The following is a 16,512-nucleotide window of genomic DNA, read 5'->3' as shown; positions in this document are numbered from 1 at the left end:
GTGTGAGACGCAGTTGTCCGCTTCCCGCCCCACCCTCCCCCCCCCCCCCCTCCCCCCCCCCCCTCCCCCCCCCCCCCCCCCCCCCCCCCCCCCCCCCCCCCCCCCCCCCCCCCCCCCCCCCCCCCCCCCCCCCCCCCCCCCGCGTCCGCATCAGTTGTGGCTGTGCAGGATGTCGTTCAGGCCGCCCCAGACCGCGTTGTTCGGGCGGGCCTCGACCACGCCGGTGACCGAGTTGCGGCGGAAGAGGATGTTGGAGGCGCCGTTGAGCTCGCGGGCCTTGACGATCTGGCCGTCGGGCATGGTCACCCGGGTGCCCGCGGTGACGTACAGGCCCGCCTCGATCACGCACTCGTCGCCGAGCGCGATGCCGACGCCCGCCTCGGCTCCGATCAGGCAGCGCTCGCCGATGGAGATGATCACGTTGCCGCCACCGGACAGCGTGCCCATGGTGGAGGCGCCGCCGCCGATGTCCGAGCCGTTGCCGACCACGACACCCGCGGAGATACGGCCCTCGACCATGGAGGTGCCGAGCGTGCCGGCGTTGAAGTTGACGAAGCCCTCGTGCATGACCGTGGTGCCCTCGGCGAGGTGGGCGCCGAGACGCACCCGGTCGGCGTCGGCGATCCGCACACCCTTGGGGGCGACGTAGTCCGTCATGCGCGGGAACTTGTCGATCGAGGTGACCTGAAGGTGCAGCCCCTCGGCGCGGGCGTTCAGCCGCACCTTCTCGACGTCGTCCACGGCGACCGGGCCGAGCGAGGTCCAGGCGACGTTCGCCAGGTGTCCGAAGATGCCGTCGAGGCTCTGGCCGTGCGGCTTGACCAGTCGGTGCGAGAGCAGGTGCAGGCGCAGGTAGACGTCGTGCGCGTCGATCGGCTTGTCGTCGAGCGAGGCGATGACCGTACGGACCGCGACCACCTCGACGCCCCGGCGGGCGTCCGGGCCGATCGCCGCGGTCGCGCCGCCGCCGAGCTGCTCCGCGGCCTGCTCGGCGGAGAGCCGCTCGGTGCCGGACGGACCGGGCTCGTCGACGAGCCGCGGGGCGGGGAACCAGGTGTCGAGGACGGTGCCGTCGGCGGCGATCGTGGCGAGGCCGGCGGCCACGGCGCCGGTGGTACGGGGAGCGTTCGTGTCGGTCATGAGGGAAAACTAACGCGAGCGGGGTCGTACGGGCGAACCGGTGAGCAGGACGTCTCATGTGCCGGGCGGGTGTGTCTCGGCGGTGTCTCACCCGCCGGGGCGGACCACGGGCGGCCCGCACTCCCCTGTGGTGCGGGCCGCCCGGGATCGCGGGTGGTCAGCCGCGGTCGCCCGCCCGGTCCACCACAGCCGTCGTGGCGATCGAGTCGCCGCCGAGGACCGTGCCTCGGCTGACCAGCCGCATGCCGACGATCCGGTGGGTCTGCGGGTCGATCAGCCACTGGTCATGCATCGCCACACCGTCCCTGGGGTTGTCCCCGCGGCTGTATTCCAGGGCGATCGCCCGGCGGCCGGCGGCGGTCCGGACCAGGTGGCCGGTGACCTTCCCGCCCGGCAGGAGCGCGAGGGCGCGGTAGAGAGAGGCCAGGCCCTTGGCCGGCATCACGTCGGCCGACAGCAGGACCCTGATCTCGAAGTAGTCGTTCCGTGCCTGGGAGAATCCCTTGCTGTCGGCGAGGGCGTTCTGCTCACGGAGCGCCTTCAGCGTCCCCTCACCGTCGGCCGGCAGGGCGGCGAGGACCCGGTACATCTCACGCGGCGAGCGGTCGTCGCCCTCGCCGCCGTTCTCCAGGTGCATCTTCATGATCTGGAGCGGCTCGTCGTCCCGCATCCGGGAGGCGCTGGCGGAGCCGTCGTAGCGGATCCAGCTCTCCTGCTCGCCCAGAAGGCCCCGGGACTTGTCCAAGGGCTCCTGCGCCGACTTGACGTAGATCCACTGCTTCGCCGTCGGAACGGCGCCGTCCTGCTGGGCCTCGACCGCGTCAGCGGCCTGCCGCAGGAACTCGGCGGCGCTCACCCCCTTGAAGCGCACGCTCGGCGTGGCCGCGGGCTGCACCTTGCGTCCCGTGCCCGTCCCGCCCACCAGCAGGGAGGCGGCGACGGCGACGGCGGTCACCGCGGCCACGACCGCCACGATCACGAACTCCCGCCGCCGCCAGAACGCGCGGCGCAGCTCCCCGGATCGCGCGGCCTCGGTGAGCCGCGCCCGTCCCGGCGCGAGCCGGGCCCGGTCGGGCACCGGCACGTGGGCGCGCAGCTCGCGCACCTCGGTCATCTCGTCCATCGCTACGCCACCTCCGCCGCGTCGGCCACGAATGCGGGATCGGCGCCCAGCGCCGTACGTACCTTGCGCCGCGCCCGGTTGAGCCGCGAGCGAACCGTGCCGACCGGTATCTCCAACGCCTCCGCGACCTCCTGGTAGGTGAGTTCGGCCCAGGCGACGAGCAGCAGGACGTGCCGGTCCGGCGCCGACAGCCCGGCGAGGGCGCCGGCCAGCGGGCCCTGCGCCGCGATCCGGCTGTCGGTGTCCTCGACCCAGGACTCGCCCCAGGACGCGGCCACCGGGTCGTGGCCGGTGCGGGCGAGTGCCCTGAGCGCCCGCACCTCGGCGCGGCGCTGCTTGCCGATGAGGTTTCCGGCGATGCCGTACAGCCAGGGACGCGCGTTGGTGCGCGTCCGGTCGTAGCGGGACCGGATCCGGAACGCGACCAGGAAGGTGTCGGCGGTGACGTCGTCGGCGGCGGTGTCGCCCAGGCGGCGGGCCGCGTAGCGGTGGATGTCGGAGGCGTAGCGGTCATAGAGCAGGGCGAACAGCTCCGGCTGCTCCAGCGACTGGGCGACTACCTCCGCGTCGTCCTCCGTCCGTGCCATGGACGGCGGTGGTCCGCTCACAAGGCTCCCCCTGATTCGTCGGTGCGGGCGTGTCACCTCCTGTTCCCCGATGGGCACCGGAGAGTTCACGGTTCTCGGGAAGTCGTAGCACGACCGGTGAAACACGCGGGCGATCAGGGAATCACCCGCTTCAGCACCTCCCGCGCGTAGTCCTCGTCGTACGAGCCACCCGTGAGCAGCACCTGCAGGCAGATGCCGTCCATCAGGGCGAGCAGTGCCCGCGCGGTAACGGGGTCCACGCGGGTGGCCAGCCGCTCCGCCGTCTCCTCGGTCCACCCGGCGGCGACCGGGCGCAGGGCGGGGCGGCGCAGGGCCGCGAGATACAGCTCGTACTCCAGCTCCACGCCCGGCCGGTCGCCGCCCAGCCACTGGCCGAGGACCCGGGCGAGACCGGCCGCGAGGTCGCCCTCGGTGTCCCGCAGGACCGCGCTGTCGTCGAGCACGCGGGCGAAGCTCTCGTTGACCTGGCAGAGGGCGGCCACCAGCAGGTCGTCCAGGGTGGCGAAGTGGTACGTCGTGGAGCCGAGCGGGACGTCCGCCTCGGCGGCGACCGTACGGTGGCTCAGCCCGGCGATGCCGTCCCGGCCCACCACGCGGATGGCCGCGTCGATGATCCGCCGGCGCCGGTCGGGGTCGTAGCGACGGGGCATCAGTGCGTCGCACCGCCCATGTTCAGCACCACGACTCCCCCGATGATCAACAGGATCCCAGCGACCTTGGTCATGCCCAGCCCCTCACCGAACAGCAGCAGGCCGAGCACGGCGATGGTCGCGGTGCCCACCCCGGACCAGATCGCGTACGCCGTGCCGATCTGCACGGTCTTCAGTGTCCGGGCGAGCAGCGCGAAGGAGACGAGGTAGCCCAGCGCCGTCACGAGCGAGGGTCCGAGCCTGCTGAAGCCCTCGCTGTACTTCATCGCCGTCGTCGCGGCGACCTCGGCGGCGATGGCGCCGGCGAGCAAGAGATATCCCATGTGTACGAGCGTACACATCGTATGTACGGGCGTACGCAACGGGACGCACGAAAAAGCGGCGGCACCCGTACAGGTGCCGCCGCCTCACGCGCGATGTGTCCTCAGACGTTGAACCCGAGCGCCCGAAGCTGCTCCCGGCCGTCGTCCGTGATCTTGTCCGGACCCCACGGCGGCATCCAGACCCAGTTGATGCGCAGCTCGCTGACCAAGCCGTCCGTGGCGGACTTGGCCTGGTCCTCGATGACGTCCGTCAGCGGGCAGGCCGCGGAGGTCAGGGTCATGTCGACGGTCGCGATGTTGGCGTCGTCGACGTGAATGCCGTAGATCAGGCCGAGGTTGACGACGTCGATGCCCAGCTCGGGGTCGACCACGTCCATCAGGGCCTCGCGGAGTTCCTCCTCCGAAGCCGGCTTCATCTCGACGGTGTCGCTCATGCGGTCTTCCTTTCGGCGTCGGCGCCATCCAGCGCCTGGGCCGTCGCGTCCTTCCACGCCATCCAGCTCAGGAGGGCGCACTTGACCCGCGCGGGGTACTTGGAGACACCGGCGAACGCGACCGCGTCCTCCAGGATGTCCTCCATGGCGTCGTCGGGCTCGATCCTGCCCTTGGACTGCATCAGCTCCAGGAAGGTCTCCTGGATCTTCTGCGCCTCGGTCAGGTCCTTGCCGACCAGCAGCTCGTTCAGCACGGAGGCGGAGGCCTGGCTGATGGAGCAGCCCTGGCCCTCGTACGAGACGTCCTCGATCGTCGTGCCCTCGTACTTCACACGGAGGGTGATCTCGTCGCCGCACGTCGGGTTCACATGGTGCACCTCGGCGTCGCCATCCCTCAGACCACGCCCGTGCGGGTGCTTGTAGTGGTCCAGGATGACTTCCTGGTACATCGAGTCCAGCTTCACGGTTTCAGCTCACGCCTCTCAGCCGAAGAAGTTCCGTACGTGCTCCAGCCCCTCGACGAGTGCGTCGATCTCGGCAGGCGTGGAGTACAGATAGAACGACGCTCGCGTGGTCGCAGGAATTCCGTAACGGAGGCAGACCGGCCGCGCGCAGTGGTGACCGACGCGCACCGCGATGCCCTGCTCGTCGAGGACCTGGCCCACGTCGTGCGGGTGGATGTCGCCGAGCGTGAAGGAGATCGCGGCCCCTCGGTCCTCGGCCGTGGTCGGGCCGATGATCCTCAGGTCCGGGACCTCGGAGAGCCTGCGCACCGCGTACTCGGTGAGCGCGTGCTCGTGGGCGAGGATCTTGTCCATGCCGATCGAGTTCAGGTAGTCGATCGCCGCGCCCAGGCCGACCGCCTGGGCGATCGGGGGCGTGCCCGCCTCGAACTTGTGCGGCGCCGGGGCGTACGTCGAGGAGTGCATCGAGACGGTCTCGATCATCTCGCCGCCGCCCAGGAACGGGGGCAGGTCCTCGAGCAGCTCCTGACGGCCCCACAGGACGCCGATGCCCGTCGGGCCGCACATCTTGTGGCCGGTGAAGGCCACGAAGTCGGCCTGGAGGGCCTGTACGTCCAGCGGCATGTGCGGGGCGGCCTGGGAGGCGTCGATGCAGACCAGCGCGCCGACCTCCTGGGCACGGCGGACTATCGCGTCGACCGGGTTGACCGTGCCCAGGATGTTCGACACCAGCACGAAGGAGACGATCTTCGTCTTCTCCGTGATGACCTCGTCGATGTTGGACAGGTCGAGCCGGCCGTCGTCGGTCAGGCCGAACCACTTCAGCTTCGCGCCGGTGCGCTGCGCCAGCAGCTGCCACGGCACGATGTTGGAGTGGTGCTCCATCTCCGTGATGACGATCTCGGTCTCGTGGTCCACCCGGTAGGGCTCCTCGGCCCAGCCCAGCATGTTCGCCACGAGGTTCAGCGACTCGGAGGCGTTCTTGGTGAAGATCACCTCGTCGCGGCTCGGCGCGTTGACGAACGCGGCGACCTTGTCGCGCGCGCCCTCGTACAGCGCCGTGGCCTCCTCGGCGAGCACATGCACACCGCGGTGGACGTTGGCGTTGTAGCGCTCGTAGTACTCGCTCAGGGCGTCCAGCACCTGGCGCGGCTTCTGCGAGGTCGCGGCGTTGTCCAGGTAGACGAGCTTCTTGCCGTCGTGGACCAGCCGGTCCAGGACGGGGAAGTCCTTGCGGATCGCCTCGGTGTCGAGGAGGCCCGGCAGCTGTGTCACGCGGATACGCCACCCTTCGTGTATGCCTCGTAGCCCTCGTCCTCCAGCTTGTCGGCGAGCTCGGCGCCGCCGGACTCGACGATCCGGCCGGCGGAGAAGACGTGGACGAAGTCGGGCTTGATGTAGCGCAGGATGCGCGTGTAGTGCGTGATCAGCAGGGTGCCGACCTCGCCGGTCTCACGGACGCGGTTGACACCCTCGGAGACGATGCGCAGCGCGTCGACGTCCAGGCCGGAGTCCGTCTCGTCGAGGATCGCGACCTTCGGCTTGAGCAGTTCGAGCTGGAGGATCTCGTGGCGCTTCTTCTCACCGCCGGAGAAGCCCTCGTTGACGTTGCGCTCGGCGAAGGCCGGGTCCATGTTGAGGCGCTCCATGGCCTCCTTGACCTCCTTCACCCAGGTGCGCAGCTTGGGGGCCTCACCGCGGACGGCGGTGGCGGAGGTGCGCAGGAAGTTGGAGACCGAGACGCCGGGGACCTCGACGGGGTACTGCATCGCCAGGAACAGGCCCGCGCGGGCGCGCTCGTCGACGGACATCTCCAGGACGTCCTCGCCGTCGAGCAGCACGGTGCCCTCGGTGATCGTGTACTTCGGGTGACCCGCGAGCGAGTAGGCGAGGGTCGACTTGCCCGAGCCGTTGGGGCCCATGATGGCGTGCGTCTCGCCCTGCTTCACGGTGAGGTCGACGCCCTTGAGGATCTCCTTCGTGGCGTTGTCGGCCTCGACGGTGACGTGCAGGTCTCGGATTTCAAGCGTTGCCATGGGTGCCTCAGGACTCCTGGGTGAGGGAGACGAGCACGTCGTCCCCTTCGATCTTTACGGGGTATACGGGGACGGGGCGCGTCGCGGGAAGGCCGGACGGCTTGCCGGTGCGGAGGTCGAAGCTGGAGCCGTGCAGCCAGCACTCGATCTGGCAGTCCTCCACCTCGCCCTCGGACAGCGAGACATTCGCGTGGGAGCAGATGTCGTATATGGCGAACACCTCGCCCTCGGTCTTCACGACCGAGACCGGCGTTCCGTCGAGTTCCACCCGCTTCGGGGTGTCCTCCTCCAGCTCGCTCAGTCCGCAGGCGCGTACGAACGTGGTGGTCATGCGACCGACGCCTCCAGCTCCTCCTCGATCTTGGCGAGCAGACGCTCCTCGATGTCCGTGACACCGATCTGCTGGACCAGCTCGGCGAAGAAGCCACGGACGACGAGGCGACGGGCCTCGTGCTCCGGGATGCCGCGGGCCATCAGGTAGAAGAGCTGCTCGTCGTCGAAGCGGCCGGTGGCGGATGCGTGGCCGGCGCCGACGATCTCGCCGGTCTCGATCTCCAGGTTCGGCACCGAGTCGACGCGGGCACCGTCCGTGAGGACCAGGTTGCGGTTCATCTCGTAGGTGTCCGTGCCCTCGGCCTTGGCCTCGATGAGCACGTCGCCGATCCAGACCGCGTGCGCGTCGTCGCCCTGGAGCGCGCCCTTGTAGGCGACGTTCGACTTGCAGTGCGGGGTGTTGTGGTCGACGAGGAGGCGGTGCTCCTGGTGCTGCCCGGCGTCGGTGAAGTACAGGCCGAAGAGTTCGGCCTCGCCGCCGGTTCCGGCGTAGGCGACGCGCGGGTGCAGACGGACGAGATCGCCGCCGAAGGTGACCACGAACGACTTGAAGGTGGCGTCCCGGCCGATCAGCGCGTTGTGCTGGCCCACGTGCACGGCCTTGTCGTCCCAGTCCTGGACGGAGACCACGGTCAGCTTGGCGCCGTCACCGAGGACGTAGTCGACGTTGGCGGCGAGTACCGCGTCACCGGTGTGGTCGATGACGACGACGGCCTCGGCGAAGGCGCCCAGCTCGATCAGCTGGTGGCCGTAGGCGACCCCGCCCTCACCGTGCACGGCGATGCGGATCGGCTCGGTGAGCACCATCTCCTTGGGGACGGTGACCACGCCGGCCTTCTCGAAGGCCGAGTACGCCTGGGCGGCGACGCGGTCCACCGGGGTGCCCGCCTTGCCGAGCCGCGCGTCGTCGCGGCCGACGGTCTCGACAGTCACGCCCCCGGGGGCCTGGACGTCCACCTTCACGCCGTCGCCGGTCGCGACGGCGGTGCCGTCGTGCAGCCCGCGCAGCCGCTCCAGCGGCGTGAACCGCCACTCCTCCTCACGGCCGTGGGGGACCGGGAAGTCCGCCACGTCGAAGGACGGGGGCGCGCTCATGCGCGTGGCGACGGTCGACTCGGCGGCCACCGCGATCTGGCCGGCGGTGGTGGAGCCCACCGGGATGTTCTGAGCCTCAGCCATGGCTGTCGGTCTGCTCGCTTTCTTGCGTAAGGGCTTGATGGGAACGGTGGCCGGGGCCTAGCCGACCGCGCCTTCCATCTGGAGCTCGATCAGCCGGTTGAGCTCGAGGGCGTACTCCATGGGCAGTTCCTTGGCGATGGGCTCGACGAAGCCGCGCACGATCATCGCCATCGCCTCGAACTCGGAGAGACCGCGGCTCATCAGGTAGAAGAGCTGGTCCTCGGAGACCTTGGAGACGGTCGCCTCGTGGCCCATGGACACGTCGTCCTCACGGACGTCGACGTACGGGTACGTGTCGGAGCGGGAGATGGTGTCGACCAGCAGCGCGTCGCACAGCACGTTGGACTTGGAGCCGTGAGCGCCCTCGCCGATCTCGACCAGGCCGCGGTACGAGGTACGGCCGCCGCCGCGCGCCACCGACTTGGAGACGATGTTGGACGAGGTGTTCGGCGCCATGTGGACCATCTTGGAACCGGCGTCCTGGTGCTGGCCCTCGCCCGCGAAGGCGATGGAGAGGGTCTCGCCCTTGGCGTGCTCGCCCATCAGGTAGACGGCCGGGTACTTCATCGTCACCTTGGAGCCGATGTTGCCGTCGATCCACTCCATGGTGGCGCCCTCGTAGGCGACGGCGCGCTTGGTGACCAGGTTGTAGACGTTGTTCGACCAGTTCTGGATGGTCGTGTAGCGGCAGCGGGCGTTCTTCTTGACGATGATCTCGACGACCGCGGAGTGCAGCGAGTCCGACTTGTAGATCGGCGCCGTACAACCCTCGACGTAGTGCACGTAGGCGCCCTCGTCGACGATGATCAGGGTCCGCTCGAACTGGCCCATGTTCTCCGTGTTGATGCGGAAGTAGGCCTGCAGCGGGATCTCGACGTGCACGCCCTTCGGCACGTAGATGAAGGAGCCGCCGGACCACACGGCCGTGTTCAGCGCGGCGAACTTGTTGTCACCGGCCGGGATGACCGTGCCGAAGTACTCCTTGAAGAGCTCGGGGTGCTCCTTCAGGGCGGTGTCGGTGTCGAGGAAGATGACGCCCTGCTCCTCCAGGTCCTCGCGGATCTGGTGGTAGACGACCTCCGACTCGTACTGGGCGGCGACACCGGCGACGAGGCGCTGCTTCTCGGCCTCCGGGATGCCCAGCTTGTCGTAGGTGTTCTTGATGTCCTCGGGCAGGTCCTCCCAGGACTCCGCCTGCTTCTCCGTGGAGCGCACGAAGTACTTGATGTTGTCGAAGTCGATGCCCGACAGGTCCGAGCCCCAGTTCGGCATGGGCTTCTTCTCGAACAGCTTCAGACCCTTGAGACGCAGCTTGGTCATCCACTCCGGCTCCGACTTCTTGCCGGAGATGTCGCGGACGACGTCTTCGTTCAGGCCACGGCGCGCGGACGCACCGGCCACGTCGGAGTCGGCCCAGCCGTATTCGTACTTGCCCAGACCCTCGAGTTCGGGGTGAGCAGTCTCCGTGGGGAGAGTCATGCGGGGTTCCTCCCGGCCGTGCTTGCAGATGCGTTGTCGCTGGTCTTGGAATTCTTGGGGATGAACGTCGTGCAGACGCCGTCGCCGTGCGCGATGGTCGCCAGTCGCTGGACGTGGGTACCCAGCAGCTCGGCGAAGATCTCCGTCTCCGCCTCGCACAGCTGCGGGAACTGTTCCGCCACGTGGGCGACCGGGCAGTGGTGCTGGCACAGCTGTTCGCCGACCGGTGCGCTGCGCGCCGTAGCAGCGTACCCGTCCGCACTCAGGGCCCTGGCCAGCGCTTCGGCGCGCTTGTCCGGGCTGACGCCCTCCACCGCCGCGCGGTAGGCCCCGGCCTGGGCGGCGATCCGGGCGCGGGCGAACGCGGCCACCGCCTCGGCGCCGCCCTCCTGCTCGGCGATCCAGCGCAGGGCGTCCGCGGCGAGCTTGTCGTACGACTGGTCGAAGGCGTCCCGGCCGCAGTCCGTCAGCGCGAACACCTTGGCGGGACGGCCACGCGTGCGCGTGCCGTACACCCGCTGCTCCCGTGCCGCGACGACGTCGTCGGCGACCAGGGCGTCCAGGTGGCGGCGCACGGCGGCCTGGGTGAGTCCCAGCCGGCCGGCCAGCTCGGCGACGGTCGAGGGGCCGTGGTCCAGGACGGACCGCGCGACCCGGTTGCGCGTCGAGCGCTCCCCAGTCGCGAGCTCCTCCTGCGGGGTACCCATCGGGGTCTCCCGAGCCTCGCCGACGTTTTTCACAACGCCATTGTTGCGTAATTCTTCAGGGACTGACAAGCGCCGTCCGGATCACCCGGCGGTGCCCTGCATCACTTAGGCATACCTAATCCGACCTGCGGAAACGATCTCGCGATCGGTCGTTCCAGGGCCGCCGACAGGGCCCCTGACAGGGCCGCTGACCAGCCAAATCGGTGGCGTCGGAGGCCCCGGTCGGGAAGACTCCCGAAGCATGCCCACACCCCCTCCGGCCGGCCCCCTCGTCACCCGTGACACCGTCTCCGCACAGTTGCGCCTATTGGGTGTCGAGACCGGCGAGATCCTGCTCGTGCACTCCTCGCTCAGCTCCCTCGGCTGGGTCAACGGAGGCGCCGTCGCGGTGGTCCGGGGACTCCTCGACGCCCTCGGCGCGTCCGGCACGCTCGTCGTGCCCACCCAGTCGGGCGACCTGTCCGACCCGGCCGTGTGGGGGCATCCTCCAGTGCCCGAGGAGTGGTGGGACCGGATACGGGCCACCATGCCCGACTACGACCCCCTGATCACTCCCTCGCGCGGGGTCGGCGTGATCCCGGAGACCGTCCGCACCTGGCCGGGGGCGCTGCGCAGCGCCCACCCGCAGACCTCCTTCGCGGCGCTCGGGCCCCGGGCGGCGGAGATCGTCCGGCATCACGCCCCCGACTGCCGGCTGGGCGAGCGCAGCCCCCTGGCCCGGTTGGAGAGGCTCGGCGCCCGGGTCCTGCTGCTCGGCGCGGGCTACGGCGCCTGCACCAGCTTCCACCTGGCGGAGTACCGCATACCGTCCCCGCTGGTGCGGGTCGGCCGGCCGGCACCGGGCGGCGGCTGGGAGACGGTGACCGAGGTGTCGATCACCTCGCACCGTTTCGACGAGCTGGGCCACGACTTCGAACGGGACCGCGCCGTCCTGCGCGGCAAGGTCGGCGCGGCCGACGTGCGCCTGTTCCCGGTGGCCGACGCGGTGGCCTATGCCGAGCGGTGGCTGCCGCTGCACCGGCCCCGTGAGGAGGACTTCCGGCACCCGCCCGCCTGAGCGCCGCGGCGCCTCCTTAGACTCTGGGTCCATGCGAAGTGAGCCCGTGGTCCAGGTCCAGGCCCTGGTGAAGCGGTACGGCACGAAGACCGCGGTGGACGGCCTCGACCTGGTGGCCCGGGCGGGTGTGACCGCCGTGCTCGGCCCCAACGGGGCGGGGAAGACGACCACGGTCGAGACCTGCGAGGGGTACCGGAGGCCGGACTCCGGCACGGTGCGCGTCCTGGGCCTCGACCCGGTACGGCAGTCCGCCGAGCTGCGCCCCCGCATCGGCGTGATGCTCCAGTCCGGCGGCGTCTACTCCGGCGCCAGAGCGGACGAGATGCTGCGCCACGTGGCCAGACTGCACGCGCAGCCACTGGACGTGGACGCGCTCGTCGAACGCCTCGGCCTCGGCTCCTGCGGCCGCACCGGCTACCGCCGCCTCTCCGGCGGGCAGCAGCAGCGGCTCGCGCTCGCCATGGCCGTCGTCGGGCGCCCGGAGCTGGTGTTCCTGGACGAGCCGACCGCCGGCCTCGACCCGCAGGCCCGCCACGCCACCTGGGACCTGGTCAAGGACCTGCGCGCCGACGGCGTCTCGGTGATCCTCACCACGCACTACATGGAAGAGGCCGAGCAGCTCGCCGACGACGTCGCGATCATCGACGGCGGCCGGGTCATCGCCCAGGGCTCCCCGGAGGAGCTGTGCAAGGGCGGCGCCGAGAACACCCTGCGCTTCCTCGGCCGTCCCGGCCTCGACGTGGGCTCCCTGCTCAAGGCGCTCCCGGCCGACTGCACGGCGGCCGAGCTGACCCCCGGCAGCTACCGGGTGGTCGGCAAGGTCGACCCGCAGCTGCTGGCCACGGTGACCTCGTGGTGCGCCCAGCACGGGGTGATGCCGGACCGGATCTCGGTGGAACGGCACACGCTCGAAGACGTCTTCCTGGAGCTCACGGGCAAGGAGTTGCGCTCATGACCACCGCAACGGGCACGTACGCCCCGAAGCCGGGCGCGGCGCCGCTGCCGCGCATGATCGCGGCCCAGGCGGCGCTGGAGACGAAGATGCTGCTGCGCAACGGCGAGCAGCTGCTGCTGACGGTCGTGATCCCGACCCTGCTGCTGGTGCTCTTCAGCTCCGTGGACATCGTCGACACCGGCGCCGGCAAGGCGGTCGACTTCCTCGCCCCGGGCATCCTGGCCCTCGCCGTGATGTCCACGGCGTTCACCGGCCAGGCCATCGCGACCGGCTTCGAGCGCCGCTACGGCGTGCTGAAGCGGCTCGCCTCCTCCCCGCTGCCCCGCTGGGGCCTGATGGCCGCGAAGACGGCCTCCGTCCTGGTCACGGAGATCCTGCAGGTGATCCTGCTGACGGCGATCGCCTTCGCCCTCGGCTGGTCCCCGCACGGCAACCCCGCGGCCGTCCTGCTGCTGCTGATCGTCGGCACGGCCGCCTTCTCGGGCCTCGGCCTGCTGATGGCCGGCACCCTGAAGGCGGAGGCGACGCTGGCCGCCGCCAACCTGGTCTTCCTGCTGCTGCTCGTCGGCGGCGGGGTGATCGTGCCGCTGGAGAAGTTCGGTTCGGCCGGTCAGCACGTGCTCGGTCTGCTGCCCGTCTCCGCGCTCTCCGACGGCCTGCGGGACGTGCTCCAGCACGGGGCCGGCATGCCGTGGGGCGACCTGGGCATCCTCGCAGGCTGGGCGGTCGTGGGGCTGGCCGCGGCCGGCAGGTTCTTCCGCTGGGAGTAGTCCGGGGCGGGACCCTAGTGAAAGCGTGCACAAGCGGCGGCCTACGATGGTGCACGTGCCAAAGCTGACCCGCGCCGACGCCGTAGCGGCCCTGCGCAACCCGCTCGCCTTCATCGCCGACCGCTGGACCCCGGATCCCCGGACGGTCCGGCGGGCGGCGCTCGCCGCGCTCGTCATGTCGGTGGTCATCGTCGTCACCGGCGGTGCCGTCCGCCTGACCGGCTCGGGCCTGGGCTGCCCGACCTGGCCGACCTGCACCGAGGACTCGCTCACCACCACCCGGGCCATGGGCTTCCACGGCGTGATCGAGTTCGGCAACCGCATGCTGACGTACGTGCTGTGCGCGGCCGTCGGCTGGGCGATCATCGCCGCCCGCGCCGAGAAGCCGTGGCGGCGCAGCCTGACCCGGCTGGGCTGGGCGCAGTTCTGGGTGGTCATGGGCAACGCGGTGCTCGGCGGGATCGTGGTCCTGGTGGGCCTGAACCCGTACACGGTCGCGGCGCACTTCCTGCTGTCCACCGCGCTCATCACGGTCGCTGTCCTGATGTGGCAGCGCACCCGCGAGGGCGACGAGGCGCCGCGCCCGCTGGTCGGCAAGGCCGTGCAGCAGCTGGTGTGGTTCCTGGTGGCCGCGTCCGTGCTGCTCATCGCGGTCGGCACGGTGGTGACCGGGGCCGGGCCGCACGCGGGCGACTCCAGCGAGGTCGACCGGATCCACATCGACTGGGAGACCGTCGCCAAGCTGCACGCCGTGCTCGCCTGGATCGTGGTGACGCTGACCTTCGCGCTGTGGTTCGTGCTGAAGGCGGTGGACGCCCCCAGGGGGCCCCTCCTCCGCACCCGGGAGCTGTTCCTGATCCTGCTCGGACAGGGCGTCATCGGCTACGTCCAGTACTTCACGCACCTGCCCGAGGTCCTCGTCGGCCTCCACATGTTCGGTTCGTGCCTGGTGTGGATCGGCGTGCTGCGCGTCCTGCTGTCGCTCCGGGAGCGGCCGGGGGCCGCGCTCGACCTGCCCGGCCCCTCGGCCGAGGTGCGGGTCGGCACGCGCGCGTGAGTCATCCGTAGGTCGTCACCAGCGTGTCGATCGCCGGTGCGAGGTAGCCGCGGGTCAGCTCGGCACGGCGGGCGAGCCGGCCGTCGCCCGCCGGGACCGGCAGCCCGTACCGCCGCCGCTCGACCTCCCCGACGACCTCCTCGGGGGCGCCGAGCACCCGCAGCTCGTCCAGCGCCTCCCGCTTCGAGATGAGCCGCCCCTCGCGCAGGGTCACCGTGGCGCGGGCGAAGGTCAGCAGCCCCAGGTCGACCCAGGCGTCCTGCCGCCACAGCCTCGCCTTGTCCACCCTGGGCCGCCAATAGTCCCGCTGGTCCCGCACGACGAAGTCGTTCAGCTGCGCGTCCGGCACCTTCGGGAGCAGTCCGGCGGGCGCCTCGCCGTGCAGCACCCGGCCGAAGTCGTGCAGCTCGCGCCGGGTGACGGGGGTGACCGGGCGGCGCATCACGCCGCCGTGCGCCCAGGTCAGGTGCGACCGGTCCGGGTCGTCCAGCGTGGCCGGGGTGAGGTAGCTGCAGTGGAGTTTGGCCGCGAGCGGCTCGGCACGCAGCCGCCGGTGCAGCTGCACCACCCTTCGTACGGTCCCCAGGCCCGTCGGGCCCGGCAGCACCGCGATCAGATCCAGGTCGCTGCGGCCCTCCTGGTAGTCCCCGCCGGCCAGTGAGCCGTGGGCCCAGACGGCGAGCGGGCTCAGGTCCGACAGTTTCTGCAGGAAACCCGCGATGAGGGCGTCGGTCGGCATCGCATCAGTCTGTACGGCCCGCGTGACGCCGTACAGACCTCAAACCAGCCCGTACACGCGCCGGGCGTTGTCCGCCGCGATCAGCCGGGCCACCCGCTGGGCGTCCCCGAGCGACCACGCGCCCTCGGCCACCCAGGTGCCCAGCACCCGGCCGAGGGCCTCGCGGAACAGGAGCGCGCCGACGACGTGCAGCTCGGGCAGGCCGTGGGCGCCGCTGGAGAACAGGATCTTGCCGAACGGGACGAGTTCCAGGATCTCGGCGAGGACGGTGGCCGCGCGGGCGCCGGTGCGGACGAGCGCCGCGCCGGAGTCGGCGTAGACGTGCGGGAAGATCCCGGCCAGATGGGCGGCGTGGCGGTGGTACGGGTAGCCGTGCAGCAGGACCAGATCGGTGCCGAGCCCGGCCGTGGCCCGGACGAAGCCGGTGAGCAGCACCGGGTCCGTACGGTCGATGCGGGAGCCCGGCTCGCCGAGTCCGGCGTGCAGTTGCAGCGGCCGGCCCGAGGCGACCGCGATCCACAGCAGGTGCCGCAGCAGCACCGGGTCGGTCAGTTCGCCGCCGACCCGCCGCCCGGCCAGCCAGCGCCCCGCCGCACCCCGCACCTCGCCCGGTCCCGGCGGTTCGGGGGCCAGGGCGAGGCCGTGTCTGAGGCCCGCGACGGAGGTGAAGGCGACGGCCTCCGCGGCCGCGCCGTGCACCGATTCGGCGAGGTTGGTGAGGAAGGACTCCACGGTGCCGGAGGTGTCGGCGACCTGCTCGGCGAGCAGTTCGAGCCGGACGATCTCGCGGGCCTCGGCGTCGCCCGCGGAGGCCATCTCGGCGGGGCCGGTGAGGTCGCCGGGCAGGCCCGTGTCGACCAGGTAGGTGGTGATGCCGCTGCCCCGCAGCAGCCTGCGGCCCACCTCCAGGACGCCGAGTTCACGGCGCCGGGCGAGATACCGGGCGGGCAGGCAGTGCGGCTCGAGACCGAGCAGGGGCGGGCACCAGCGCCGCACGGCGAAGCCGGTCTGCGTGTCGAAGAGGGTGGTGCCCGCTGCGGGTGGGCCCTCGGTCCGGGCGAGCTGGGCCTCGAAGGTGCCGAGGCCCAGCTCGGTCCGCAGTACGCCATGGCAGTACTGGTCCACGAGGGACGGCGTTTCGATCATCCGGACTCCCCGCGGGACGCTGCGCTGTGCCTTACAGCTCCTAACGGGTGAACGGGGTTCGAGGTCGCGGGCTGTGCGTGAGGCCTCTGGCGGGTGAACGGGGTTCGCGGGCGGGGCCGAGCTCGGGGGTACGCGTCCTTCGGCGAGTGCGGACCTGCTGGGGCAGTTCGCGCAGTCCCCCGCGCCCCTCACCATGAACGCCGCCCGCAGACGCGAACGAACTCGGGGGTACGCGTCCATCAGCGAGCGCGGACCGGCCGGGGCAGTTCGCGCAGATCCCCGCACCCCTCACCATGAACGCCGCCCGCAGAC

Annotated in this window: 19 protein-coding genes; 4 read left to right on the top strand and 15 right to left on the bottom strand. The window is 71.0% G+C overall.

Annotation, left to right across the window (positions count from 1 at the left end):
• Nucleotides 1–150: 150 nt before the first annotated feature.
• From dapD to AC07CM_RS20935, 13 genes are all read right to left on the bottom strand, one after another.
• Nucleotides 151–1,140 carry a 2,3,4,5-tetrahydropyridine-2,6-dicarboxylate N-succinyltransferase gene (gene dapD / locus AC07CM_RS20995; protein WP_478877922.1) on the bottom strand — a complete coding sequence of 330 codons (990 nt, stop codon included), beginning with the start codon at nt 1,138–1,140 and terminating at the stop codon, nt 151–153.
• 157 nt (nt 1,141–1,297) lie between these two features.
• Nucleotides 1,298–2,263: a CU044_5270 family protein gene (locus tag AC07CM_RS20990; RefSeq protein WP_478877921.1), complete on the bottom strand. Its 966-nt coding sequence runs from the start codon at nt 2,261–2,263 to the stop codon at nt 1,298–1,300.
• Nucleotides 2,264–2,265: 2 nt separating this feature from the next.
• Nucleotides 2,266–2,871 (bottom strand): RNA polymerase sigma factor, encoded by a 606-nt coding sequence (locus tag AC07CM_RS20985; RefSeq protein WP_478877920.1) that lies wholly within the window; start codon nt 2,869–2,871, stop codon nt 2,266–2,268.
• A 113-nt stretch (nt 2,872–2,984) separates the two neighbouring features.
• Nucleotides 2,985–3,521 (bottom strand): TetR/AcrR family transcriptional regulator, encoded by a 537-nt coding sequence (locus AC07CM_RS20980; protein ID WP_478877919.1) that lies wholly within the window; start codon nt 3,519–3,521, stop codon nt 2,985–2,987.
• Complete coding sequence (locus AC07CM_RS20975) at nt 3,521–3,844, bottom strand: DMT family transporter (protein WP_478877918.1); 324 nt, start codon at nt 3,842–3,844, stop codon at nt 3,521–3,523. Before AC07CM_RS20975 ends, AC07CM_RS20980 begins: the two co-directional genes overlap by 1 nt.
• A 101-nt stretch (nt 3,845–3,945) precedes the next feature.
• The gene (locus tag AC07CM_RS20970) at nt 3,946–4,278 is read right to left on the bottom strand and encodes a metal-sulfur cluster assembly factor (RefSeq protein ID WP_131569140.1); all 333 of its coding nucleotides are present in this window, start codon (nt 4,276–4,278) and stop codon (nt 3,946–3,948) included.
• Nucleotides 4,275–4,742 carry a Fe-S cluster assembly sulfur transfer protein SufU gene (gene sufU / locus AC07CM_RS20965; RefSeq protein WP_478877917.1) on the bottom strand — a complete coding sequence of 156 codons (468 nt, stop codon included), beginning with the start codon at nt 4,740–4,742 and terminating at the stop codon, nt 4,275–4,277. The genes AC07CM_RS20970 and sufU overlap by 4 nt, the downstream gene beginning before the upstream one ends.
• Nucleotides 4,743–4,760: 18 nt before the next feature.
• Nucleotides 4,761–6,017, bottom strand: a complete 1,257-nt coding sequence (locus AC07CM_RS20960) for a cysteine desulfurase (RefSeq protein WP_478877916.1) — start codon at nt 6,015–6,017, stop codon at nt 4,761–4,763.
• On the bottom strand, nt 6,014–6,778 hold the full coding sequence (gene sufC, locus AC07CM_RS20955; protein WP_478877915.1) for a Fe-S cluster assembly ATPase SufC: 765 nt from the start codon (nt 6,776–6,778) through the stop codon (nt 6,014–6,016). The genes AC07CM_RS20960 and sufC overlap by 4 nt, the downstream gene beginning before the upstream one ends.
• Nucleotides 6,779–6,785: 7 nt before the next feature.
• Nucleotides 6,786–7,109 (bottom strand): non-heme iron oxygenase ferredoxin subunit, encoded by a 324-nt coding sequence (locus AC07CM_RS20950; RefSeq protein ID WP_402626864.1) that lies wholly within the window; start codon nt 7,107–7,109, stop codon nt 6,786–6,788.
• Nucleotides 7,106–8,290, bottom strand: coding sequence for a Fe-S cluster assembly protein SufD (gene sufD / locus AC07CM_RS20945; RefSeq protein WP_478877914.1), 1,185 nt, complete (start codon nt 8,288–8,290; stop codon nt 7,106–7,108). Before sufD ends, AC07CM_RS20950 begins: the two co-directional genes overlap by 4 nt.
• A 57-nt stretch (nt 8,291–8,347) precedes the next feature.
• On the bottom strand, nt 8,348–9,769 hold the full coding sequence (sufB, locus tag AC07CM_RS20940) for a Fe-S cluster assembly protein SufB (protein WP_478877913.1): 1,422 nt from the start codon (nt 9,767–9,769) through the stop codon (nt 8,348–8,350).
• Nucleotides 9,766–10,509 carry a helix-turn-helix transcriptional regulator gene (locus tag AC07CM_RS20935; protein ID WP_478877912.1) on the bottom strand — a complete coding sequence of 248 codons (744 nt, stop codon included), beginning with the start codon at nt 10,507–10,509 and terminating at the stop codon, nt 9,766–9,768. Before AC07CM_RS20935 ends, sufB begins: the two co-directional genes overlap by 4 nt.
• A gap of 208 nt (nt 10,510–10,717) precedes the next feature.
• Here AC07CM_RS20935 and AC07CM_RS20930 point away from each other — a divergent pair, with 208 nt between their 5' ends.
• From AC07CM_RS20930 to AC07CM_RS20915, 4 genes are read left to right on the top strand one after another with little or no spacing between them, the layout of a single operon-like run.
• Nucleotides 10,718–11,533: an AAC(3) family N-acetyltransferase gene (locus AC07CM_RS20930; RefSeq protein ID WP_478877911.1), complete on the top strand. Its 816-nt coding sequence runs from the start codon at nt 10,718–10,720 to the stop codon at nt 11,531–11,533.
• Between the two features lie 31 nt (nt 11,534–11,564).
• Nucleotides 11,565–12,488, top strand: coding sequence for an ABC transporter ATP-binding protein (locus AC07CM_RS20925; RefSeq protein ID WP_478877910.1), 924 nt, complete (start codon nt 11,565–11,567; stop codon nt 12,486–12,488).
• A complete protein-coding gene (locus AC07CM_RS20920; protein WP_478877909.1) occupies nt 12,485–13,258 on the top strand; it encodes an ABC transporter permease in 774 nt (257 codons plus the stop codon). Before AC07CM_RS20925 ends, AC07CM_RS20920 begins: the two co-directional genes overlap by 4 nt.
• Nucleotides 13,259–13,304: 46 nt before the next feature.
• The gene (locus AC07CM_RS20915) at nt 13,305–14,315 is read left to right on the top strand and encodes a COX15/CtaA family protein (protein WP_478877908.1); all 1,011 of its coding nucleotides are present in this window, start codon (nt 13,305–13,307) and stop codon (nt 14,313–14,315) included.
• Between the two features lies 1 nt (nt 14,316).
• On the opposite strand, the gene AC07CM_RS20910 is transcribed toward AC07CM_RS20915, so the two are convergent.
• Both AC07CM_RS20910 and AC07CM_RS20905 read right to left on the bottom strand, forming a co-directional pair.
• Nucleotides 14,317–15,054 (bottom strand): nucleotidyltransferase domain-containing protein, encoded by a 738-nt coding sequence (locus AC07CM_RS20910; protein ID WP_478877907.1) that lies wholly within the window; start codon nt 15,052–15,054, stop codon nt 14,317–14,319.
• Between the two features lie 39 nt (nt 15,055–15,093).
• Nucleotides 15,094–16,200, bottom strand: a complete 1,107-nt coding sequence (locus tag AC07CM_RS20905; protein WP_478877906.1) for an amidohydrolase family protein — start codon at nt 16,198–16,200, stop codon at nt 15,094–15,096.
• Nucleotides 16,201–16,512 lie beyond the last annotated feature (312 nt).

The organism is Streptomyces sp. NPDC044061 (assembly GCF_056434305.1).
This window is presented reverse-complemented; position numbering and strand designations above follow the sequence as displayed.

Excerpts from the sequence above, each read along its gene's own strand:
- dapD (WP_478877922.1), bottom strand. The coding sequence starts at position 1,140 with ATGACCGACACGAACGCTCCCCGTACCACCGGCGCCGTGGCCGCCGGC.
- AC07CM_RS20990 (WP_478877921.1), bottom strand. The coding sequence starts at position 2,263 with ATGGACGAGATGACCGAGGTGCGCGAGCTGCGCGCCCACGTGCCGGTG.
- AC07CM_RS20980 (WP_478877919.1), bottom strand. The coding sequence starts at position 3,521 with ATGCCCCGTCGCTACGACCCCGACCGGCGCCGGCGGATCATCGACGCG.
- AC07CM_RS20975 (WP_478877918.1), bottom strand. The coding sequence starts at position 3,844 with ATGGGATATCTCTTGCTCGCCGGCGCCATCGCCGCCGAGGTCGCCGCG.
- AC07CM_RS20970 (WP_131569140.1), bottom strand. The coding sequence starts at position 4,278 with ATGAGCGACACCGTCGAGATGAAGCCGGCTTCGGAGGAGGAACTCCGC.
- sufC (WP_478877915.1), bottom strand. The coding sequence starts at position 6,778 with ATGGCAACGCTTGAAATCCGAGACCTGCACGTCACCGTCGAGGCCGAC.
- AC07CM_RS20950 (WP_402626864.1), bottom strand. The coding sequence starts at position 7,109 with ATGACCACCACGTTCGTACGCGCCTGCGGACTGAGCGAGCTGGAGGAG.
- sufD (WP_478877914.1), bottom strand. The coding sequence starts at position 8,290 with ATGGCTGAGGCTCAGAACATCCCGGTGGGCTCCACCACCGCCGGCCAG.
- sufB (WP_478877913.1), bottom strand. The coding sequence starts at position 9,769 with ATGACTCTCCCCACGGAGACTGCTCACCCCGAACTCGAGGGTCTGGGC.
- AC07CM_RS20930 (WP_478877911.1), top strand. The coding sequence starts at position 10,718 with ATGCCCACACCCCCTCCGGCCGGCCCCCTCGTCACCCGTGACACCGTC.
- AC07CM_RS20925 (WP_478877910.1), top strand. The coding sequence starts at position 11,565 with ATGCGAAGTGAGCCCGTGGTCCAGGTCCAGGCCCTGGTGAAGCGGTAC.
- AC07CM_RS20920 (WP_478877909.1), top strand. The coding sequence starts at position 12,485 with ATGACCACCGCAACGGGCACGTACGCCCCGAAGCCGGGCGCGGCGCCG.
- AC07CM_RS20915 (WP_478877908.1), top strand. The coding sequence starts at position 13,305 with ATGGTGCACGTGCCAAAGCTGACCCGCGCCGACGCCGTAGCGGCCCTG.
- AC07CM_RS20910 (WP_478877907.1), bottom strand. The coding sequence starts at position 15,054 with ATGCCGACCGACGCCCTCATCGCGGGTTTCCTGCAGAAACTGTCGGAC.
- AC07CM_RS20905 (WP_478877906.1), bottom strand. The coding sequence starts at position 16,200 with ATGATCGAAACGCCGTCCCTCGTGGACCAGTACTGCCATGGCGTACTG.